At 71.2% G+C, this 20,282-nt stretch carries 18 protein-coding genes; 13 read left to right on the top strand and 5 right to left on the bottom strand.

All coding sequences use genetic code 11. From position 1 onward, the window contains the following. The first annotated feature begins 200 nt into the window (after positions 1-200). Together RZ50_RS01195 and RZ50_RS01190 are read left to right on the top strand one after the other, a co-directional pair. The gene (locus RZ50_RS01195) at positions 201-779 is read left to right on the top strand and encodes a TerD family protein (protein WP_196952666.1); all 579 of its coding nucleotides are present in this window, start codon (positions 201-203) and stop codon (positions 777-779) included. 189 nt (positions 780-968) lie between these two features. Continuing rightward, positions 969-1,943: a TerC family protein gene (locus RZ50_RS01190; protein WP_196952665.1), complete on the top strand. Its 975-nt coding sequence runs from the start codon at positions 969-971 to the stop codon at positions 1,941-1,943. A 74-nt stretch (positions 1,944-2,017) separates the two neighbouring features. Here the strand turns inward: RZ50_RS01190 and RZ50_RS01185 are convergent, their stop codons facing one another. Further along, positions 2,018-2,671: an MBL fold metallo-hydrolase gene (locus tag RZ50_RS01185; RefSeq protein WP_196952664.1), complete on the bottom strand. Its 654-nt coding sequence runs from the start codon at positions 2,669-2,671 to the stop codon at positions 2,018-2,020. A gap of 45 nt (positions 2,672-2,716) precedes the next feature. Beyond that, positions 2,717-3,454 carry a maleylpyruvate isomerase family mycothiol-dependent enzyme gene (locus RZ50_RS01180; protein WP_196952663.1) on the bottom strand — a complete coding sequence of 246 codons (738 nt, stop codon included), beginning with the start codon at positions 3,452-3,454 and terminating at the stop codon, positions 2,717-2,719. A 268-nt stretch (positions 3,455-3,722) separates the two neighbouring features. On the opposite strand from RZ50_RS01180, the gene uvrA reads away from it, so the two are divergent. The 11 genes from uvrA to RZ50_RS01125 all read left to right on the top strand — a co-directional run bounded on the left by uvrA (position 3,723) and on the right by RZ50_RS01125 (position 16,733). Then, entirely contained in the window at positions 3,723-6,638 is a 2,916-nt protein-coding gene (uvrA, locus tag RZ50_RS01175; protein WP_196952662.1) for an excinuclease ABC subunit UvrA, read from the top strand. Positions 6,639-6,767: 129 nt separating this feature from the next. Beyond that, positions 6,768-7,211, top strand: a complete 444-nt coding sequence (locus RZ50_RS01170) for a Rieske (2Fe-2S) protein (protein ID WP_196952661.1) — start codon at positions 6,768-6,770, stop codon at positions 7,209-7,211. A gap of 66 nt (positions 7,212-7,277) precedes the next feature. Next, complete coding sequence (uvrC, locus tag RZ50_RS01165; RefSeq protein WP_196952660.1) at positions 7,278-9,326, top strand: excinuclease ABC subunit UvrC; 2,049 nt, start codon at positions 7,278-7,280, stop codon at positions 9,324-9,326. A gap of 118 nt (positions 9,327-9,444) precedes the next feature. Next, positions 9,445-10,329, top strand: coding sequence for an RNase adapter RapZ (rapZ, locus tag RZ50_RS01160; RefSeq protein ID WP_308271116.1), 885 nt, complete (start codon positions 9,445-9,447; stop codon positions 10,327-10,329). A 64-nt stretch (positions 10,330-10,393) separates the two neighbouring features. Beyond that, positions 10,394-11,479 carry a uridine diphosphate-N-acetylglucosamine-binding protein YvcK gene (yvcK, locus tag RZ50_RS01155; RefSeq protein ID WP_196952679.1) on the top strand — a complete coding sequence of 362 codons (1,086 nt, stop codon included), beginning with the start codon at positions 10,394-10,396 and terminating at the stop codon, positions 11,477-11,479. Then, on the top strand, positions 11,470-12,450 hold the full coding sequence (whiA, locus tag RZ50_RS01150) for a DNA-binding protein WhiA (RefSeq protein WP_196952659.1): 981 nt from the start codon (positions 11,470-11,472) through the stop codon (positions 12,448-12,450). Before yvcK ends, whiA begins: the two co-directional genes overlap by 10 nt. A gap of 300 nt (positions 12,451-12,750) precedes the next feature. Continuing rightward, the gene (gene gap, locus RZ50_RS01145; RefSeq protein WP_217680177.1) at positions 12,751-13,758 is read left to right on the top strand and encodes a type I glyceraldehyde-3-phosphate dehydrogenase; all 1,008 of its coding nucleotides are present in this window, start codon (positions 12,751-12,753) and stop codon (positions 13,756-13,758) included. 155 nt (positions 13,759-13,913) lie between these two features. Beyond that, positions 13,914-15,125: a phosphoglycerate kinase gene (pgk, locus tag RZ50_RS01140; RefSeq protein ID WP_196952658.1), complete on the top strand. Its 1,212-nt coding sequence runs from the start codon at positions 13,914-13,916 to the stop codon at positions 15,123-15,125. Positions 15,126-15,130: 5 nt separating this feature from the next. Further along, positions 15,131-15,916 (top strand): triose-phosphate isomerase, encoded by a 786-nt coding sequence (gene tpiA / locus RZ50_RS01135; protein ID WP_196952657.1) that lies wholly within the window; start codon positions 15,131-15,133, stop codon positions 15,914-15,916. 87 nt (positions 15,917-16,003) lie between these two features. Further along, a complete protein-coding gene (gene secG, locus RZ50_RS01130; RefSeq protein WP_196952656.1) occupies positions 16,004-16,240 on the top strand; it encodes a preprotein translocase subunit SecG in 237 nt (78 codons plus the stop codon). A gap of 157 nt (positions 16,241-16,397) precedes the next feature. After that, positions 16,398-16,733 (top strand): RNA polymerase-binding protein RbpA, encoded by a 336-nt coding sequence (locus RZ50_RS01125; protein WP_035841977.1) that lies wholly within the window; start codon positions 16,398-16,400, stop codon positions 16,731-16,733. A gap of 77 nt (positions 16,734-16,810) precedes the next feature. Here the strand turns inward: RZ50_RS01125 and pgl are convergent, their stop codons facing one another. Genes pgl through zwf form a run of 3 tightly spaced genes read right to left on the bottom strand, consistent with a single transcriptional unit; the run spans position 16,811 to position 20,252 of the window. Beyond that, positions 16,811-17,599: a 6-phosphogluconolactonase gene (gene pgl, locus RZ50_RS01120; RefSeq protein WP_196952655.1), complete on the bottom strand. Its 789-nt coding sequence runs from the start codon at positions 17,597-17,599 to the stop codon at positions 16,811-16,813. Beyond that, positions 17,596-18,699 carry a glucose-6-phosphate dehydrogenase assembly protein OpcA gene (opcA, locus tag RZ50_RS01115; RefSeq protein ID WP_196952654.1) on the bottom strand — a complete coding sequence of 368 codons (1,104 nt, stop codon included), beginning with the start codon at positions 18,697-18,699 and terminating at the stop codon, positions 17,596-17,598. The genes pgl and opcA overlap by 4 nt, the downstream gene beginning before the upstream one ends. Next, the gene (gene zwf / locus RZ50_RS01110) at positions 18,696-20,252 is read right to left on the bottom strand and encodes a glucose-6-phosphate dehydrogenase (RefSeq protein WP_196952678.1); all 1,557 of its coding nucleotides are present in this window, start codon (positions 20,250-20,252) and stop codon (positions 18,696-18,698) included. The genes opcA and zwf overlap by 4 nt, the downstream gene beginning before the upstream one ends. Between the last annotated feature and the right edge of the window lie 30 nt (positions 20,253-20,282).

Genomic DNA, 20,282 nt, shown 5'->3' with positions numbered 1-20,282 from the left:
CGGTGTCTCAGCCTTGCCACAATGCGGGTGGCCCGGAGGAGCCGGGGACGCCGCAGGGCCTAGGCTGGCCTGCGGCATCGCGCCCTCGGGACGGGGTGGCGGGCCGTAGCAGAGGGGGCCTCAGCCGGGGGACGGCGACGGGGTGTTCCACCGTGGAGCCGTGCGGGTGCGCCCGCGTGGCCGGCAGAGAGGACAACGTCGTGTCGGTGAACCTTGCCAAGGGGCAGCGGGTCAGCCTCCAGAAGGGGGCGGGCGGCACGCTGACCGTGGTCCGGATGGGGCTGGGCTGGCAGGCCGCCCCCAAGCGGGGACTGTTCGGCAGCCGGACGCGGAAGATCGACCTGGACGCCTCGGCGCTGCTGTACGCCGAGCGGACCCCGTCCGACGTGGTGTTCTTCCAGCACCTGGAGTCCACCGACGGATCCGTCCGGCACACCGGGGACAACCTGGAGGGCGGTTCGGGGGCCGGGGACGACGAGGCGATCCTGGTCGACCTGATGCACGTGCCGCCGCACATCACCCAGGTGGTGTTCACGGTCAGCTCCTACACCGGGCAGACCTTCGCCGAGGTGAGCCGGGCGCACTGCCGGCTGGTGGACGAGACCACCGGGGTGGAGCTGGCCCGCTACGAGCTGGCGGGCGGGGGGCCGCACACCGGCCAGATCATGGCCAAGGTGGTCCGGGACGGCAACGGCGGCTGGGAGATGCAGGCGATCGGGGCGCCGGCCAAGGGCCGGACGTTCCAGGACCTGCTGCCGGCCATCGAGCCCTTCCTCTGACCGTTCTTTACCTTCTTTACCTTCCCTTGGCCATGCTGTTACTCTCGATGGCAGCGGAGGGGAGTATTCCTCGACAGCCGACCCCGTCATCACGGGTGCCCGTCGTGGCATCCCGGGGCGCTGGCCCGATGGGCGGAAGAGACCTCCGGCAGTGACGACCTGTCTCGCCTAGCTGCCGGAGGAGCAGTAATGGACGTTTCCGTGGCCATGTGGGTCTCCACGATCGGTGTGCTGATCGCACTGATCGTGGCGGACTTCTTCATCGGAGGGCGCAAGCCGCACGAGGTCTCGATCAAGGAGGCCGGGATCTGGACGGCCGTCTGGGTCGCGCTGGCGGTGCTCTTCGGCGGCTTCCTCTGGTGGCACTCCGGCGCGCAGCCGGCGGGCGAGTTCTTCGCCGGCTACATCACCGAGAAGTCGCTCAGTGTCGACAACCTCTTCGTGTTCATCCTGATCATGGGCAAGTTCGCGGTGCCCAGGATCTACCAGCAGCGCGTACTGATGTTCGGTGTGATCATCGCCCTGGTGCTGCGGGCGGTGTTCATCGCCGGCGGCGCGGCGCTGGTCTCCGAGTTCTCCTGGGTGTTCTTCATCTTCGGCGCCTTCCTGATCTGGACGGCCTGGAAGCTGGTCAAGGAGGCCCGGGCCGACGAGGAGGACGAGGAATTCGAGGAGAACCGGCTGCTGAAGTCGATCACCCGGCGCTTCCCCGCCACCGACGACTACCGCGGCACCAGGCTGTTCGTCCGGGAGAACGGCCGCCGGCTGATCACCCCGATGCTGATCGTCATGCTGGCCATCGGCACGACGGACGTCCTGTTCGCCCTGGACTCGATCCCGGCCATCTTCGGCCTTACCCAGGACCCGTACATCGTCTTCACCGCCAACGCCTTCGCCCTGATGGGCCTGCGCCAGCTCTACTTCCTGATCGGCGGCCTGCTGAAGAAGCTGGTCCACCTGAGCTACGGCCTCTCGGTGATCCTCGGCTTCATCGGCGTGAAGCTCGTGCTCCACGCCGCCCACGAGGCCGGCGCCAGCGTCCCGGAGATCGGCATCCCGTTCTCGCTCGGTTTCATCGTGGTGGTGCTGGCCGTCACCACGGTGACCAGCCTCCGCGCCTCGAAGAGGCAGTCCGAGCGCGAGCCCGAGAAGCTCGACGCCTGAGAGCCGCCCGGGCCCCGCGACGACCGTTGGAATCCACGGTCCGCGTCGCGGGGCCCAGGCGTGCCCGGACTTCGTCACCAGCCGCGGTCGCGCCACTCGGGGAGGTGGGGGCGTTCGGCGCCGAGGGTGGTGTCGTTGCCGTGGCCGGGGTAGATCCAGGCCTCGTCGGGGAGGACGTCGAAGATCTTCTCGTTGACGTCCCGGAAGAGGGTCCTGAAGGCCTCAGGGTCGCCCCAGGTGTTGCCGACGCCGCCGGGGAAGAGGCAGTCCCCGGTGAAGACGTGCGGGTGGCCCTGCGGGTCGTCGTAGACCAGCACGATGGCGCCCGGGGTGTGGCCGACCAGGTGCCGCACGGTGAGCTCGACCTCGCCGACCCGCAGCCGGTCGCCGTCCGCGAGCAGCAGCTCGGTGGGGACGTCGATGCCCTCGGCGTCGTGCTGCCCGGCGGCGGTGCGGGCGCCGGTGGTGGCGACCACCTCGGCGAGCGCGCCCCAGTGGTCGTGGTGCCGGTGGGTGGTGACCACCGTGGCCAGGTCCTCCCCGACGGTCTCCAGCAGCACCGGGGCGTCGGCGGCCGCGTCGATCAGCAGCTGTTCGTCGGTGGCACGGCAGCGCAGCAGGTAGGCGTTGTTGTCGTACGGCCCGACGGCCACCTTGGTGATGATCAGGTGGGCCAGCTCGCGCACGTCCGGCGGCCCGCCGACCTTGACCGCTCCGTGGTACGTCATCAGTCCGCTCCTCGTTGTATCGGTCCTGGGATCATCCTCGCCCCGTCAGCCCAGTGGGGGAAGCTGGGGGAGCGCGGCGTCGGGGGTGCGCCGCAGGTCGGCGCCGTCGGAGCGGCCGGAGAGCCAGGCGAGCAGGGCTCGCAGCGGGCCGCGGACGGTCAGGGCGGGCTCGCCGGTGCCGATCAGGCCGGTGTCACCGGTGTCCTCGGCGACGAGCTCGACGGCGGGCAGGTCGGTGCCGTGCAGCCTGGTGGCGAGCTTGTGGAACTCGGTGACCGCGAACACCTCGGGCCACCGGTCGGGGGTGTAGCCGGCGCCCAGGTCGACCAGGTGGTACTCGATCTCGGCCAGGCGCTTCCACACGAGGTCGCGGGCCGGGAAGACGGCGCCGGACCGGTGCCGCACCTCGGCGGCCCAGTGCTCGCCGGTCATCTGCGCGGCGGCCGCGGCGAAGCGCTCGTGCGACTCGCGCAGGTCGGCGAGCTGCTCCTCCACCGGGCGGCCGGCGCCGTCCTCGATCCCCTGGTCGCGGGCCTGCTCGCTGGCGTACTGCGGGACGTCGGTGCCGGTGCGGGCGCCGGTCAGCAGGTTGACCAGGGAGTCGGCGTTGCGGGCGAGGTGGGCCAGCACGTGGCCGCGGGTCCAGCCGGGGAGCGCGGAGGGTTCGGCGACGGCCTCGGGCTTCAGCCCGGAGACGGTCTCCAGCAGGCCCCGGGTGCTCTCCTCGACCAGGCCCAGCCACTCGGCGGCGGTGACGGCGGCGGCGGACTGCGGGTCGGTCATCGAATCTGCCTTCTCTGCGGGACGGCGCGTTGCCCGCGGGGGGCTTCGCTCGTTGACCAGCCGACGCTACCGCCGAATCGGGGCCCTGAGCAGGGGGTATTTCGGTGCGGGTACGGACGGTCCGGGGTCCTTCCTCACTCGTTCGGGTGGTCCCCGTTGGACAAGGTCGATATTCGAACGTCTGAGCTATAGGCTGACTGCCGCATCCTGGAAGAAGCAACCGAACTCACCACAAGCCGTCTCGCCCCGGAGAAAGGCGCCAGAAGCAGTGGCCGACCGCCTCATCGTCCGCGGTGCTCGCGAGCACAACCTCAAGAACGTCTCGCTCGACCTGCCCCGCGACTCCCTCATCGTCTTCACGGGCCTCTCCGGCTCCGGCAAGTCATCCCTCGCCTTCGACACGATCTTCGCCGAGGGTCAGCGCCGCTACGTCGAGTCGCTGTCCTCGTACGCCCGCCAGTTCCTCGGGCAGATGGACAAGCCCGATGTGGACTTCATCGAGGGCCTCTCCCCGGCCGTCTCGATCGACCAGAAGTCCACCAATCGCAACCCCCGTTCGACCGTCGGCACGATCACCGAGGTCTACGACTACCTGCGCCTGCTGTTCGCCCGGATCGGCAAGCCGCACTGCCCGCACTGCCGCCGCCCGATCGCCAAGCAGTCGCCGCAGGCGATCGTCGACAAGGTCCTGGAGCTCGCCGAGGGCACCCGCTTCCAGGTGCTCAGCCCCGTGGTGCGCGAGCGCAAGGGCGAGTTCGTCGACCTCTTCGCCGACCTCCAGTCCAAGGGCTACTCCCGCGCCCGCGTCGACGGCGAGACGATCCAGCTCGCCGAGCCGCCGAAGCTCAAGAAGCAGGAGAAGCACACCGTCGAGGTGGTCATCGACCGCCTGACCGTCAAGGAGAGCGCCAAGCGGCGGCTCACCGACTCGGTGGAGACGGCCCTGCGGCTGGCCGGCGGCATGGTCGTGCTCGACTTCGTCGACCTCCCCGAGGACGACCCCGAGCGCGAGCGGATGTACTCCGAGCACCTCTACTGCCCGTACGACGACGTGTCCTTCGAGGAGCTGGAGCCGCGCTCCTTCTCCTTCAACTCGCCGTTCGGCGCCTGCCCGGACTGCTCGGGCCTGGGCAACCGGATGGAGGTCGACCCCGAGCTGGTCGTGCCGGACCAGGAGCGCTCGCTGAACGAGGGCGCGATCCACCCGTGGTCGGCCGGGCACGCCAAGGAGTACTTCCAGCGCCTGATCGACGCGCTCGCCGAGGAGCTCGGCTTCCGCACCGACATCCCCTGGGCCGGGCTGCCCGCCCGCGCCAAGAAGGCGCTGCTGTACGGGCACAAGCACCAGGTGCAGGTCCGCTACCGCAACCGCTTCGGCCGCGAGCGCTCGTACAGCACCGGCTTCGAGGGCGCCGTCCCGTTCATCCAGCGCCGGCACACCGAGGCGGAGAGCGACAGCAGCCGCGAGCGCTTCGAGGGCTACATGCGCGAGGTGCCCTGCCCGACCTGCGAGGGCACCCGGCTCAAGCCGGTGGTGCTCGCGGTCACCGTCGAGGGCAGGTCGATCGCCGACGTCTCCTCGATGTCGATCAGCGACTGCTCCGAGTTCCTCGGCGCGATGAAGCTGAACGCCCGGGACAAGCAGATCGCCGAGCGGGTCCTCAAGGAGGTCAACGAGCGGCTGCGCTTCCTGGTCGACGTCGGCCTGGACTACCTCTCGCTGGACCGCGCGGCCGGCACCCTGTCCGGCGGCGAGGCCCAGCGCATCCGGCTGGCCACCCAGATCGGCTCCGGCCTGGTCGGCGTCCTGTACGTGCTGGACGAGCCGTCCATCGGCCTGCACCAGCGGGACAACCACCGGCTGATCGAGACGCTGGTGCGGCTGCGCGACATCGGCAACACCCTGATCGTGGTCGAGCACGACGAGGACACCATCAAGACCGCGGACTGGGTGGTCGACATCGGCCCGGGCGCCGGCGAGCACGGCGGCAAGGTGGTGCACTCCGGTTCGCTGAAGCAGCTGCTCTCCAACAAGGAGTCGCTGACCGGCCAGTACCTCTCCGGCAAGCGGTCCATCCCGATCCCGCCGGCCCGCCGCGACCGGGACAAGAAGCGCCAGCTGACCGTCCACGGCGCCCGCGAGCACAACCTCAAGGACGTCACGGTCGGCTTCCCGCTCGGCACCCTCACGGCGATCACCGGGGTCTCCGGCTCCGGCAAGTCGACGCTGGTCAACGACATCCTCTACACCCACCTCGCCCGGGAGCTGAACGGCGCCCGCAGCGTGCCCGGCCGGCACACCCGGATCACCGGCACCGACCTGGTGGACAAGGTGGTGCACGTCGACCAGTCGCCGATCGGCCGCACCCCGCGGTCCAACCCGGCCACCTACACCGGGGTGTTCGACCACGTTCGCCGGCTCTTCGCGGAGACGCAGGAGGCCAAGGTCCGCGGCTACCTGCCCGGCCGGTTCTCCTTCAACGTCAAGGGCGGCCGCTGCGAGAACTGCACCGGCGACGGCACCATCAAGATCGAGATGAACTTCCTGCCGGACGTCTACGTGCCGTGCGAGGTCTGCCACGGCGCCCGGTACAACCGGGAGACGCTGGAGGTCCACTACAAGGGCAAGTCCATCGCCGAGGTGCTGGACATGCCGATCGAGGAGGCGCTGGCCTTCTTCGAGGCCGTCCCGGCGATCGCCCGCCACCTCAGGACGCTCAACGACGTCGGCCTCGGCTACGTCCGGCTCGGCCAGTCCGCGCCGACGCTCTCCGGCGGCGAGGCGCAGCGCGTCAAGCTCGCCTCGGAGCTGCAGAAGCGCTCCACCGGGCGGACGGTCTACGTGCTGGACGAGCCCACCACCGGTCTGCACTTCGAGGACATCAGCAAGCTGATCAAGGTGCTCAGCGGACTGGTCGACAAGGGCAACACGGTGATCGTGATCGAGCACAACCTCGATGTGATCAAGACCGCCGACTGGGTCGTCGACATGGGTCCCGAGGGCGGCTCCGGCGGTGGCACGGTGGTCGCCGAGGGCACCCCGGAGCAGATCGCGGCCGTCCCCGAGAGCCACACCGGCAAGTTCCTGCGGGACATCCTGCCGGGTGACTTCGCGGACGCCCCGGTTGCCGCGCCCGTCAAGGCCAAGGCCCCGCGCAAGCGGGCCGCCGCGGCGAAGAAGTAGCCCCGCCACGCCCCACCGCACCCCCCGCGCGCCCCGCTGCCCCCAGGACACTCCCGGGAGCGGCGGGGCGCGTGCCGCATAGACTTCCGTGGTCCCTCGCAGAGCAGCAGCAACCGTAGGAGCGCACCGATGTCCGAGGCCCCCGAGACCAGCCCCGCCACCTCCCGCCGCACCCTGCTCTGCGGCGCCGCGGCCGTCCTGGCCGCCGGCGGCACCGTGGCGGTCACCGGCTGCAGCAGCTCCGCCTCCTCCTCGGGCTCCAGCAGTGCCCCCAAGGGCCCGGTCGACCTCGGCCCGGCCTCGGCGGTCCCCGAGGGCGGCGGCAAGGTCTTCCGCGAGCAGAAGATCGTGGTGACCCAGCCGACCGCCGGCCAGTACAAGGCCTTCAGCGCCAAGTGCACTCACGCCGGCTGCATCGTGGACCAGGTGAAGAAGGAGCAGATCCAGTGCCCCTGCCACGGCAGCCGGTTCGCCATCGCCGACGGCGCCGTGCAGGACGGCCCGGCCCCCAGCCCGCTGCCCGCCTACACCGTCACGGTCGAGGACGGGAACCTCAAGGTCACCCCGAGCTGAAGCAGTTGAGCTCCTCCCTGTTGATCTTCGCCCCACGGCGCCGACCGCACTCGGTACGGTGGACCCATGGCTGACCCGAGCACCTACCGCCCGGCCCCGGGCGCGATCCCGACCTCCCCGGGCGTCTACAAGTTCCGTGACGCCCACGGCCGGGTCATCTACGTCGGCAAGGCCAAGAGCCTGCGGCCGCGCCTGTCGTCCTACTTCCAGGACCTGGCGGGCCTGCACCCGCGCACCGCGACCATGGTCACCACCGCCGCCTCGGTGGAGTGGACCGTGGTCGCCACCGAGGTCGAGGCGCTCCAGCTGGAGTACTCCTGGATCAAGGAGTTCGACCCGCGGTTCAACGTCAAGTACCGCGACGACAAGAGCTATCCGGAACTCGCCGTCACCCTCAACGAGGAGTACCCGAGGGTCCAGGTGATGCGCGGGGCGCACAAGAAGGGCGTGCGCTACTTCGGCCCGTACGGGCACGCCTGGGCGATCCGCGAGACCGTCGACCTGCTGCTGCGCGTCTTCCCCGTCCGCACCTGCTCCAACGGCGTGTTCAAGCGCGCCCGGCAGGTCGGCCGGCCCTGCCTGCTCGGCTACATCGGCAAGTGCGCCGCGCCCTGCGTCGGCAAGGTCTCGGCGGACGAACACCGGGCGCTGGCCGAGGACTTCTGCGACTTCATGGCCGGGCGCACCGGCAACTACCTGCGCCGCCTGGAACAGCAGATGCAGGAGGCGGCCGAGGAGATGGAGTACGAGAAGGCGGCCCGGCTGCGGGACGACATCGGCGCCCTCAAGCGCGCGATGGAGAAGAACGCCATCGTGCTCGCCGACGCCACCGACGCCGACCTGCTGGCCGTCGCCGAGGACGAACTCGAGGCCGCCGTCCAGATCTTCCACGTCCGCGGCGGCCGGGTGCGCGGCCAGCGCGGCTGGGTCACCGACAAGGTCGAGGACGTAGACACCGCCGGACTGGTCGAGCACGCCCTCCAGCAGCTGTACGGAGGCGCCTCCCCGGACGAGCGCAACGAGTCCGTCCCGCGCGAGGTGCTGGTGCCCGCCCTGCCCGACCAGGTCACCCCGATACGGGAGTGGCTCAGCGGACTGCGCGGCAGCCAGGTCGACCTGCGCATCCCGCAGCGCGGCGACAAGAAGGACCTGATGGCCACCGTGCAGCGCAACGCCCAGCAGGCGCTCGCACTGCACAAGACCAAGCGCGCCTCCGACCTCACCACCCGCAGCCGCGCCCTCCAGGAGATCGCCGACGCGCTGGAGTTGGACTCCGTCCCGCTGCGCATCGAGTGCTACGACATCTCCCACCTCCAGGGCGAGGACGTGGTCGCCTCCATGGTCGTCTTCGAGGACGGCCTGGCCCGCAAGAGCGAGTACCGGCGCTTCCAGATCAAGGGCTTCGAGGGCCAGGACGACGTCCGCTCGATGCACGAGGTGATCGGCCGCCGCTTCCGCCGCTACCTCCAGGAGCGCGAGCAGACCGGCGAGTGGGCCGTCCCCGAGGAGGAGGAGGCGCCCGGCGGCGCCCGCGACGAGGAGGGCCGCCCCCGGCGCTTCGCCTACCCGCCGCAGCTGCTGGTGGTCGACGGCGGCCAGCCGCAGGTCGCCGCCGCCAAGCGCGCCCTGGACGAACTGGGCATCGACGACGTCGCGCTGTGCGGCCTGGCCAAGCGCCTGGAGGAGGTCTGGCTGCCCGGCGAGGACGACCCGGTGGTGCTGCCCCGCTCCAGCGAGGGCCTCTACCTGCTCCAGCGGGTCCGCGACGAGGCGCACCGCTTCGCGATCAGCTACCAGCGCAACAAGCGTTCCAAGCGACTCACCGCCGGGGAGCTGGACTCCGTCCCGGGCCTCGGCGAGACTCGCCGCCAGGCGCTGCTCAAGCACTTCGGCTCGCTGAAGAAGCTCCGGGCCGCCACCGTGGACGAGCTCTGCGCGGTACCCGGCATCGGACGCCGCACCGCGGAGACTGTTGCGGCGGCGTTGTCCTCCCGTACACCCGCCGCACCCGCGGTCAACACCGCGACCGGCGAGATCATCGAGGACGGGGCCGAGCCGGCCGCCGAGCCGGTGGCAGCAGCACCCCAGACCGCACCATCCCAGGAGACGCCATGACGGCCGACGCCGCCCGTCGATCGGCGCGCCCCGACCCCGCCGGCCCGTCCGGACCGGGGAAGGGCGGCCGTGCCGTGCGCGTTCTCCCCAGCAGAAAGACCGAGAGCGGGGAACCGAAGTGACCGTGTCAGACGTGGCCGAGAACGCACCGGAGCTGGTGATCATCTCCGGCATGTCCGGAGCCGGCCGTTCCACCGCCGCGAAGTGCCTGGAGGACCTGGGCTGGTTCGTGGTGGACAACCTGCCGCCGGCCCTGATCCCGACCATGGTCGACCTGGGAGCCCGGTCCCAGGGCAACGTCGCCCGGATCGGCGTGGTCGTGGACGTCCGCGGCCGGCAGTTCTTCGACGACCTGCTGACCTCGCTGGACGAGCTGGAGAAGCGCGGAGTCCGCCTCCGGGTGGTCTTCCTCGACTCCTCCGACGAGGCGCTGGTGCGCCGCTTCGAGAGCGTCCGCCGCCCGCACCCGCTGCAGGCCGACGGCCGGATCGTGGACGGCATCGCCCTGGAGCGCGACCTGCTGCGCGACCTGCGCGGCGAGGCCGACCTGGTGATCGACACCTCCAACCTCAACGTGCACCAGCTGCGCGCCAAGCTGGACGCCCAGTTCGCCGACCACGACGAGCCCGAGCTGCGCGCCACCGTGATGTCCTTCGGCTTCAAGTACGGCCTGCCGGTCGACGCCGACCTCGTGGTGGACTGCCGCTTCCTGCCCAACCCGCACTGGGTGCCCGAGCTGCGCGCCCGCACCGGCACCGACGCGGACGTCGCCGACTACGTGTTCCAGCAGCCCGGCGCCAACGAGTTCCTGGACGGCTACGCGCAGCTGCTGCGCATCGTCACCGAGGGGTACCGCCGCGAGGGGAAGCGCTACATGACGCTTGCCGTAGGCTGCACCGGTGGCAAGCACCGTAGCGTCGCCATGTCCGAGCGTCTGACCAAGCGTCTCATCGCCGACGGAGTCGAGACGGTGCTCGTCCACCGTGACATGGGTCGGGAGTAACCGCCGCCTCCCCTGCCGGGCCGCCGGCGGAGCCGGTGGCGGGCCGAGGAACGCGAGGTGAGTGTTGGCGGGATACGTGCCCGGGCGGCAGCCGCAGAGCAGGACCGGTGACCGGGCGGGCAGCCCGGCGCCGGGCCGTCCGCGCTCCAGTCCCGCCAGGGCCAATCCGGCCCCCCGGATCACCGCGCTCGGCGGCGGCCAGGGCCTGTCCGCCTCGCTGTCCGCGCTGCGCCGGCTCACCAGCGACGTCACCGCCGTGGTCACCGTCGCCGACGACGGCGGCTCCAGCGGACGGCTGCGCGAGGAGCTGGGCGTGCTGCCCCCGGGCGACCTGCGCAAGGCGCTGGCCGCGCTGTGCGGGGACGACGACTGGGGCCGCACCTGGTCCGAGGTGATCCAGCAGCGCTTCACCGGCAGCGGCGACCTGGGCGGCCACGCCGTCGGCAACCTGCTGATCGTCGCGCTGTGGGAGAAGCTCGGCGACCCGGTGGCGGCACTGGACTGGGTCGGCCGGCTGCTGAACGTCCAGGGCCGGGTGCTGCCGATGTCGGCCGTGCCGCTGGACATCGAGGCGACGGTGCGCGGCCACGACCCGGCCCGCCCGGCCGAGGTCACGGCGGTGCGCGGCCAGGCCAGTGTCGCGGCCACCCCCGGCACCGTGCAGTCGGTCCGGCTGCTGCCGGACGAGCCGGCGGCCGCCCCGGAGGCCGTCGCCGCCGTGCGGGAGGCGGACTGGGTGGTGCTCGGCCCCGGCTCCTGGTTCACCAGCGTGCTGCCGCACCTGCTGGTGCCCGAGCTGGCCAAGGCGCTGGTGGAGACCCGCGCCCGCCGCCTGCTCACCCTGAACCTGGCCCCGCAGCCCGGCGAGACCGAGGGCTTCACCCCGCAGCGTCACCTGGAGGTCATCGCCGACCACGCTCCGGAATTCGCGGTGGATGCGATCCTGGTGGACGAGCGCGCCGTCACCGGTGGCGCTTTCGGCCAGGCGGACCTGGCCGGTTTGGAGAAGGCCGCCGAACGGATGGGTGCCGCTCTGGTGCTCGGTACGGTGGCCCGCGCCGACGGCACCCCGCGACACGACCCGGAGCTCTTGGCGGCCGCGTACGACCGGATTTTCCGGACACATGGAAGGATCGGGCCATGGCGATGACTCCAGCGGTGAAGGACGAGATCAGCCGGCTCCCGGTCACCCGGGCCTGCTGTCGCAAGGCGGAGGTGTCGGCGATCCTGCGGTTCGCGGGTGGACTGCACATCGTGAGCGGTCGCATCGTGATCGAGGCGGAGCTGGACACCGGGGCGGCGGCGCGGCGGCTGCGCAAGGACCTCCTGGAGATCTTCGGGCACTCGTCCGACCTCGTGGTGATGGCCCCCGGCGGGCTGCGGCGCGGCAGCCGCTTCGTGGTCCGGGTGGTCAAGGACGGCGAACTGCTCGCCCGCCAGACCGGCCTCGTGGACGGTCGTGGACGTCCGATCCGGGGTCTTCCCCCGGCGGTCGTCTCCGGGGCCACCTGTGACGCCGAGGCGGCCTGGCGCGGGGCCTTCCTGGCGCACGGCTCGCTCACCGAGCCGGGCCGCTCCTCCTCGCTGGAGATCACCTGCCCCGGCTCCGAGGCCGCCCTCGCCCTGGTCGGTGCGGCCCGCCGGCTCGGCATCCCGGCCAAGGCCCGCGAGGTGCGCGGTGTGGACCGGGTGGTGATCCGGGACGGCGACGCGATCGGCGCCCTGCTGACCCGGCTGGGCGCGCACGAGTCGGTGCTCGCCTGGGAGGAGCGCCGGATGCGGCGCGAGGTCCGGGCCACCGCCAACCGCCTGGCCAACTTCGACGACGCCAACCTGCGCCGCTCGGCCCGTGCCGCGGTGGCGGCCGGTGCCCGGGTGGCCCGTGCGCTGGAGATCCTCGGCGACGAGGTGCCCGAGCACCTGGCCGCGGCCGGCCAGCTGCGGATGCAGCACAAGCAGGCCTCGCTGGAGGAGCTGGGCGCGCTCGCCGATCCGCCGCTGACCAAGGACGCGGTGGCCGGCCGGATCCGCCGCCTGCTGGCGATGGCCGACAAGCGCGCCGCCGAGCTCGGCCTGCCGAGCACCGAGGCCAATCTGACCGACGAGATGGCGCTGAACTGACGATCACGCTCCGTGACTGACACGCGGCCGGTGTCCGGGTTCCCGGACACCGGCCGCGGCCGTCTTCGGACAGGTGCGACACACCCGAATTGGTAGAGACCATTGGCCCGGGACCAACTGCCCGCCGGACCAAGGCCGGACGGCCTGAACACGGGCTCCGGGCGCGCCACGCCAAGTCTCACGGAGCGGCGCGATGTGCCGTCCCAGGCCTGGGAGGGGTAGGGTCATAGGCGGTCGGGGACTTCCCAAATCTCACCCCCGTCGGCTTAGCTCCGGCGTACCTAACGAGGAGATCGGTTCGTGACGATCCGGGTAGGCATCAACGGATTCGGCCGCATCGGCCGCAACTTCTTCCGCGCGGTCAAGGCCCAGGGCGCGGACATCGAGATCGTCGGTGTCAACGACCTGACTGACACGAAGACCCTGGCTCACCTGCTCAAGTACGACACCACCCTGGGCACCTTCCCGGGCGAGGTCTCGCACACCGAGGACAGCATCACCGTCGACGGCCACACCTTCAAGGTGACCGCCGAGCGTGACCCCGCGAACCTGCCGTGGGCCGCCCTGGGCGCCGACATCGTCGTCGAGTCCACCGGCATCTTCACCAAGGCCGAGGCCGCGAAGAAGCACCTCGCCGCCGGCGCCAAGAAGGTCATCATCTCGGCGCCCGCCACCGACGAGGACGTCACCATCGTCCTGGGTGTCAACGACGAGAAGTACGACGCCGCCAAGCACGACATCATCTCCAACGCCTCCTGCACCACCAACTGCGTGGCGCCGATGGCCAAGGTGCTGAACGAGGCCTTCGGCATCGTCAAGGGTCTGATGACCACCGTCCACGCGTTCACCAACGACCAGGTGACCCTGGACTTCCCGCACAAGGACCTGCGCCGCGCCCGTGCCGCCTCGCAGAACATCATCCCGACCTCGACCGGTGCCGCCAAGGCGACCGCCCTGGTCCTGCCGGAGCTGAAGGGCAAGCTGGACGGCACCTCGCTGCGCGTCCCGGTCCCGACCGGCTCCATCACCGACCTGGTCGTCACCCTGGAGCGCGAGGTCACCAAGGACGAGGTCAACGCGGCCTTCCTGAAGGCCTCGCAGGAGGGCTCGCTCAAGGGCATCCTGGCCTACACCGAGGACCAGATCGTCTCCTCCGACATCGTCAACGACCCGGCCTCCTGCATCTTCGACTCCAGCCTGACCATGGTCCAGGGCAACCAGGTCAAGGTGCTCGGCTGGTACGACAACGAGTGGGGCTACTCGAACCGCGTCGTCGACCTGGTCACCCTCGTCGGTGGGCAGCTCTGACCTTGCGGGAGCTGACGTGATGTAGGGGCGAGGGCCCGGCCGGCGAACTTGCGCCGGCCGGGCCCTCGTTCCGCGCTCAAGGACTTCCCAGGCGGCCCCTGCGCCGTGCCGCCTCACTGCGCATCAACCATCTCCCCAGGAGAAACCGAATCCCCGTGAAGACCATCGAAGAGCTCATCGAAGCCGGTGTCGAAGGCAAGCGCGTGTTCGTCCGCGCCGACCTGAACGTGCCGCTGGACGGCACGACGATCACCGACGACGGCCGGATCCGCGCCGTCGCCCCGACCATCGCCAAGCTGGCCGAGGCCGGCGCGAAGGTCGTCGTCGCCTCGCACCTCGGCCGGCCCAAGGGCGCGCCGGACCCGCAGTTCTCGCTCGCCCCGGCGGCCAAGCGCCTCGGCGAGATCCTCGGCCGGGAGGTCGCCTTCGCCACCGACACCGTCGGTGAGAGCGCCGGGGCCACCGTGGCCGGGCTGGCCGACGGCCAGGTCGCGTTGCTGGAGAACCTGCGCTTCAACGAGGGCGAGACCAGCAAGGACGACGCCGAGCGCAAGGCCTTCGCCGAGCAGCTGGCCGCCCTGGCCGACCTGTACGTGGGCGACGGCTTCGGCGCCGTGCACCGCAAGCACGCCTCGGTCTACGACCTGCCCGGCCTGCTGCCGCACGCCGCCGGCGACCTGATCGCCACCGAGGTCGGTGTGCTGAAGAAGCTCACCGAGGAGGTCGCGCGCCCGTACGTGGTCGTGCTCGGCGGGGCCAAGGTCTCGGACAAGCTCGGCGTGATCGACAACCTTCTGGAGAAGGCCGACCGGATCCTGATCGGCGGCGGCATGGCGTACACCTTCCTCAAGGCCAAGGGCCACGAGGTCGGCATCTCGCTGCTGCAGGAGGACCAGATCCCGACCGTCCTGGAGTACCTGGCCCGGGCGGAGCAGCGGGGCGTCGAGTTCGTCCTGCCGGTGGACGTCCTGGTCTCCGCCGAGTTCCCGGACCTCAAGACCAAGGCCCCGGCGAACTACTCGACCGTCGCCGCGGACGCCATCCCGGCCGACGAGGAGGGCCTGGACATCGGCCCGAAGACCCGCGAGCTGTACGCGGCCAAGCTGGCCGACGCGGGCACCGTGTTCTGGAACGGCCCGATGGGCGTCTTCGAGCACCCCGACTACGCGAACGGCACCAAGGCCGTCGCGCAGGGCCTGCTCGACAGCGACGCGTTCACCGTGGTCGGAGGCGGCGACTCCGCCGCGGCCGTCCGCATCCTGGGCTTCGACGAGACGAAGTTCGGGCACATCTCGACCGGCGGTGGCGCGAGCCTTGAGTACCTGGAGGGCAAGACCCTCCCCGGTCTCGCCGCCCTGGAAGGCTGAAGGCAATGACTGAGCGTCTCCCGCTGATGGCGGGCAACTGGAAGATGAACCTCAACCACCTTGAGGCCATCCAGCACACCCAGAAGCTGGCCTTCGCGCTGGCCGACAAGGACTACGAGGCCGTCGAGGTCGCCGTCCTGGTGCCGTTCACCGACCTGCGCTCGGTGCAGACCCTGGTCGACGGCGACAAGCTGAAGATCAAGTACGGCTCGCAGGACATCTCGCGGCACGACTCCGGTGCCTACACCGGCGAGGTCTCCGGCCCGATGCTGGCCAAGCTCAAGTGCACCTACGCGGTGATCGGCCACTCGGAGCGCCGCCAGTACCACGGCGAGAACGAGGAGATCGTCAACGCCAAGGTCAAGGCCGCCTACCGGGCCGGGGTCACCCCGATCCTGTGCATCGGCGAGCCGCTGGAGGTCCGCAAGGCCGGCACCCACGTCGAGTACACCCTGGCCCAGCTGGACGGCGCCCTGGCGGACGTCCCGGCCCACCAGGCCGAGTCGATCGTGGTCGCCTACGAGCCGGTCTGGGCGATCGGCACCGGCGAGGTGGCCACCCCGGAGGACGCGCAGGAGGTCTGCGCCGCCATCCGCCGGCGGCTCGCCGAGCTGTACAGCGCCGACCTGGCCGACAAGGTCCGTGTGCTGTACGGGGGTTCGGTCAAGTCGTCGAGCGCGGCCGGCCTGATGGCCAAGCCCGACATCGACGGCGGCCTGATCGGCGGTGCCTCGCTGGACGCCGACGAGTTCGTCAAGATCGTGCGCTACCGTGAGCAGGCAGTAGGCTAACGCCGCCGCAGCAACGTAGGCTTTGGGGCCGGACCGCCGTACGCGGCCCGGCCCCTTCGCCGAAGATACGAGAGAGTTGGTCCCGTCGTGGTTCTCGGGTTCTCGATTGCCCTGATCATCTTCAGCCTGCTGATGATCCTGCTGGTGCTGCTGCACAAGGGGAAGGGCGGCGGGCTGTCCGACATGTTCGGCGGTGGCGCGATGTCGACCGGTGGAGGTTCGGCGGTCGCCGAGCGCAACCTGGACCGCATCACCATCGTGGTCGGCACCGCCTGGTTCGCCTGCATCATCGTGCTGGGCCTGGTCCTGAAGTACAAGAGCTGACGCAGGCCTGACGCCCCGTCGCCCGAGCGCCTATCCTGGGACGGTCGGGCGCGGAGGCGGTAGTGGCGGATGCTTAACACCTGCTTACACTAGGACGACTTTCGCCACCGACGCGCACCGCGGCGGGTGGGCGCACCAGCACGCAGGGAGTCAGACCGTGGCAAGTGGCAACGCCATCCGTGGCAGCAGGGTCGGGGCCGGCCCGATGGGGGAGGCGGAGCGCGGTGAGTCCGCTCCGCGCAACCGGATCTCCTTCTGGTGCGCCAACAAGCACGAGACCCGGCCCAGCTTCGCCGCCGAGGCCGTCATCCCGGACACCTGGGACTGCCCGCGCTGCGGCTTCCCGGCCGGGCAGGACGAGCACAACCCGCCGGCGCCCTCGCGCAACGAGCCGTACAAGACCCACCTCGCCTACGTCCGCGAGCGGCGCACCGACGCCGACGGCGAGGCGATCCTCGCCGAGGCGCTGGCCAAGCTGCGCGGCGAGATCTGACCCGTTCGTTCGATGACGAAGGGCGCCACCGTCGAGTGACGGTGGCGCCCTTCGGCGTTCGCGGAGCCTACGCGGAGCTACGCGGAGGCCGGCGGGTAGAGCTGCGGCGGGATCTGCTCCGCGGCGGCGCGGTCCAGCAGCCACAGGGTGCGGCTGCGGCCGTACGCGCCGGAGGCGGGGGCCTGGATCTCGCCCGGGCCGGACAGGGCCAGCGCCACCGCGCCCGCCTTGTCCTCCCCGGCCGCCAGCAGCCAGACCTCGCGGGCCGCCCGGATCGCCGGGAGGGTGAGCGAGATCCGGGTCGGCGGGGGCTTGGGGGCCCCGCGCACGCCGACCACGGTCAGCTCGTCCTCCCGCACGCCCGGGTGCTCGGGGAAGAGCGAGGCGACGTGGGTGTCCGGGCCGACACCGAGCAGCAGCACGTCGAAGGAGGGGACGCCGAGCCGGTCGCCCGGCCCGGCCGCCTTCGCGAGCTCCTCCGCGTAACGGGCGGCCGCGGCCTCCACGTCCGAGCCGTCCACCCCGTCCGAGGCGGGCATCTCGTGCACCCGCTCCGGGTCGAGCGGGACGGCGTCCAGCAGCTCGGCACGGGCCTGGACGGCGTTGCGGTCCGGGTCGGCGGCGGGCACGAAGCGCTCGTCGCCCCACCAGAGGTCCAGCCGGCCCCAGTCGACCGCGTCGCGCGCCGGGGAGGCGGCGATCGCGGCCAGCAGGGCGTTGCCGTTGCGGCCGCCGGTGAGCACCACCGAGGCAGTGCCGCGGGCGGCCTGGGCGTCCACGATCCGGGTGATCAGCCGGGCCGCGGCCGCCTGGGCCATCAGCTCCTTGTCCCGGTGGACGACCAGCTGCGGGATCGCGTTGGTCATGCGTTCCCCTTGGCCGCGCGCTTGCCCGCGGTCCTCTTGGCCGGGGACTTCTCGGCGCTGTCGGCGGTCACCCGGGCCGGGTTGGCCACGGGGGCCTCGGCGGCGGCCTCGGTGGCCGCGGCCTCGGCGACGGCGTGGGCGACCCGCTCGGCCGCCGCCGTCTCGGCGTTGGTCGGCTCGTGCAGCCGCTCGACGGGCGTGCGCACGGCCGTCGCGTAGATGTCGTCCGGGTCCAGCCGGCGCAGCTCCTCGGCGATCAGCTCCGAGGTCTCGCGCCGCTTGAGCGCCACCTGGCGGTCCGGCGAGCCGGGCATGGAGAGCGTGCCCATCAGGCCGTCCGGCCGGTCCAGGGTGATGTCCCCGTCCTTGGTGCGCAGCCGCACCGCGGTGATGCCGGGGCCACCGGTGACGACCCGCTCGACCGGGGCGTGCAGCCGGTTGGTCAGCCACAGGCCGAGCAGTTCGACGCTGGGGTTGTAGGACTCGCCCTCGACCACGGCGGAGACGATGTGCGACGGCCGCTGGTCCAGCGCGGCGGCCAGCATCGAGCGCCAGCCGGTGATCCGGGTCCAGGCCAGGTCGGTGTCGCCCGGGGTGTAGCTCTCGGCCAGCTGGGAGAGCTGGCCGACCGGGGACTCGGCGGTGACCGCGTCGGTGATCCGGCGCTGGGCGAGCGCGCCCAGCGGGTCCTGCGCCGGGTGCAGCGGCGCGTTGTCCGGCCACCAGACCACGGTCGGGGCGTCCGGCAGCAGCAGCGGCAGGACCACCGACTGGGCGTGCGAGGCGAGTTCGCCGTGCATGCGCAGGACGACGGTCTCGCCGGAGCCGGCGTCCGAGCCGACCAGGATCTCGGCGTCCAGCCGGGTCTCGGCACGGGCCCGGGGCGAGCGCCCGGCGCGCTTGATCACCGCGAGGGTGCGCATCGGGTGCTCGCGGGAGGCGTCGTTGGCGGCCTTGAGGGCGTCGTAGGCGCTGCCCTCGTCGGTCACGATCACCAGGGTGAGCACCATGCCGGCGGCGGTGGAGCCGCTGGCCCGGCGCGCCTCCATGAGCGCGGCGTTGATCTTGCTGGACGTCGTGTTGGTGAGGTCGATCTTCATGGCCGGCGCCAGCTCCTGCCGTCTCGTGCGAGCATCTCGTCCGCCTCGACGGGGCCCCAGGTCCCCGCCGCGTACTGGGCGGGCTTGCCGTGGGTGTCCCAGTACTTCTCGATCGGGTCGAGGATCTGCCAGGAGAGCTCGACCTCCTGGTGGCGCGGGAACAGGTTGGCGTCGCCGAGCAGCACGTCGAGGATGAGCCGCTCGTACGCCTCCGGGCTGGACTCGGTGAAGGACTCGCCGTAGGCGAAGTCCATCGTGACGTCCCGGACCTCGAAGGAGGTGCCCGGCACCTTGGAGCCGAACCGCACCGTCACGCCCTCGTCCGGCTGGACCCGGATGACCAGGGCGTTCTGCCCCAGCTCCTCGGTCGCGTAGGAGTCGAAGGGCAGGTACGGGGCGCGCTGGAAGACCACCGCGATCTCGGTGACCCGGCGGCCCAGCCGCTTGCCGGTGCGCAGGTAGAACGGGACGCCCGCCCAGCGGCGGTTGTTGATCTCCAGCTTGATGGCCGCGTAGGTGTCGGTCTTGGACTCGGGGTCGATGCCGTCCTCGTCCAGGTAACCGGCGACCTCCTCGCCACCCTGCCAGCCGGCCGCGTACTGGCCGCGCACGGTGTGCCGGCCGAGGTCGGCCGGGAGCTTGACGGCGCTGAGCACCTTGAGCTTCTCGGCCACCAGCGCCTTCGGGTGGAAGGACGCGGGCTCCTCGATGGCGGTGAGCGCCATCAGCTGGAGCAGGTGGTTCTGGATGACGTCACGGGCGGAGCCGATGCCGTCGTAGTAGCCGGCCCGGCCGCCGATGCCGATGTCCTCGGCCATCGTGATCTGCACGTGGTCGACGTACGACCGGTTCCAGATCGGCTCGAACATCTGGTTGGCGAAGCGCAGCGCCAGGATGTTCTGGACCGTCTCCTTGCCCAGGTAGTGGTCGATCCGGAAGACCTCGTCCCGGGGGAAGACCTCGTGGACGACCTTGTTGAGCTCCTGCGCGCTCTCCAGGTCGTGGCCGAAGGGCTTCTCGATGACGGCGCGGCGCCAGGAGCCCTGCGGCGGGTCGGCCAGGCCGTGCTTCTTGAGCTGCTGGACGACGGTCGGGAAGAACTTCGGCGGGACGGACAGGTAGAAGGCGAAGTTGCCGCCGGTGCCCTGCGCCTTGTCCAGCTCCTCGATGGTCTCGCGCAGCTTGTCGAAGGCGTCGTCGTCGTCGAACGTGCCGTGGACGAAGCGCATGCCCTTGGCGAGCTGCTGCCAGACCTCCTCCCGGAACGGGGTGCGGGCGTGGTCGCGGACGGCGTCGTGGACCTCCTTGGCGAAGTCCTCGTCGTCCCACTCGCGGCGGGCGAAGCCGACCAGGGAGAAGCCCGGCGGCAGCAGACCGCGGTTGGCCAGGTCGTAGATGGCCGGCATCAGCTTCTTGCGGGACAGGTCGCCGGTGACCCCGAAGATGACCAGGCCGGACGGCCCCGCGATGCGCGGGAGCCGCCGGTCGGAGGGGTCACGAAGCGGGTTGACGGGGGCGGCCGGGAGGTCGTCCGCGTCCGTTTCCGGCGTCAACTCAGGGAAATCAGTGCTCACTTGATGTGC

Source organism: Kitasatospora sp. SUK 42 (assembly GCF_015776785.2).
GTDB lineage: Bacteria > Actinomycetota > Actinomycetes > Streptomycetales > Streptomycetaceae > Kitasatospora.
This window is presented reverse-complemented; position numbering and strand designations above follow the sequence as displayed.

What these genes read in the sequence shown, in the direction of transcription:
- pgl (WP_196952655.1), bottom strand. Translation starts at nt 17,599, where the DNA reads ATGACCAACGCGATCCCGCAGCTGGTCGTCCACCGGGACAAGGAGCTG.
- opcA (WP_196952654.1), bottom strand. Translation starts at nt 18,699, where the DNA reads ATGAAGATCGACCTCACCAACACGACGTCCAGCAAGATCAACGCCGCG.
- tpiA (WP_196952657.1), top strand. Translation starts at nt 15,131, where the DNA reads ATGACTGAGCGTCTCCCGCTGATGGCGGGCAACTGGAAGATGAACCTC.
- RZ50_RS01170 (WP_196952661.1), top strand. Translation starts at nt 6,768, where the DNA reads ATGTCCGAGGCCCCCGAGACCAGCCCCGCCACCTCCCGCCGCACCCTG.
- RZ50_RS01185 (WP_196952664.1), bottom strand. Translation starts at nt 2,671, where the DNA reads ATGACGTACCACGGAGCGGTCAAGGTCGGCGGGCCGCCGGACGTGCGC.
- RZ50_RS01190 (WP_196952665.1), top strand. Translation starts at nt 969, where the DNA reads ATGGACGTTTCCGTGGCCATGTGGGTCTCCACGATCGGTGTGCTGATC.
- uvrC (WP_196952660.1), top strand. Translation starts at nt 7,278, where the DNA reads ATGGCTGACCCGAGCACCTACCGCCCGGCCCCGGGCGCGATCCCGACC.
- whiA (WP_196952659.1), top strand. Translation starts at nt 11,470, where the DNA reads ATGGCGATGACTCCAGCGGTGAAGGACGAGATCAGCCGGCTCCCGGTC.
- RZ50_RS01180 (WP_196952663.1), bottom strand. Translation starts at nt 3,454, where the DNA reads ATGACCGACCCGCAGTCCGCCGCCGCCGTCACCGCCGCCGAGTGGCTG.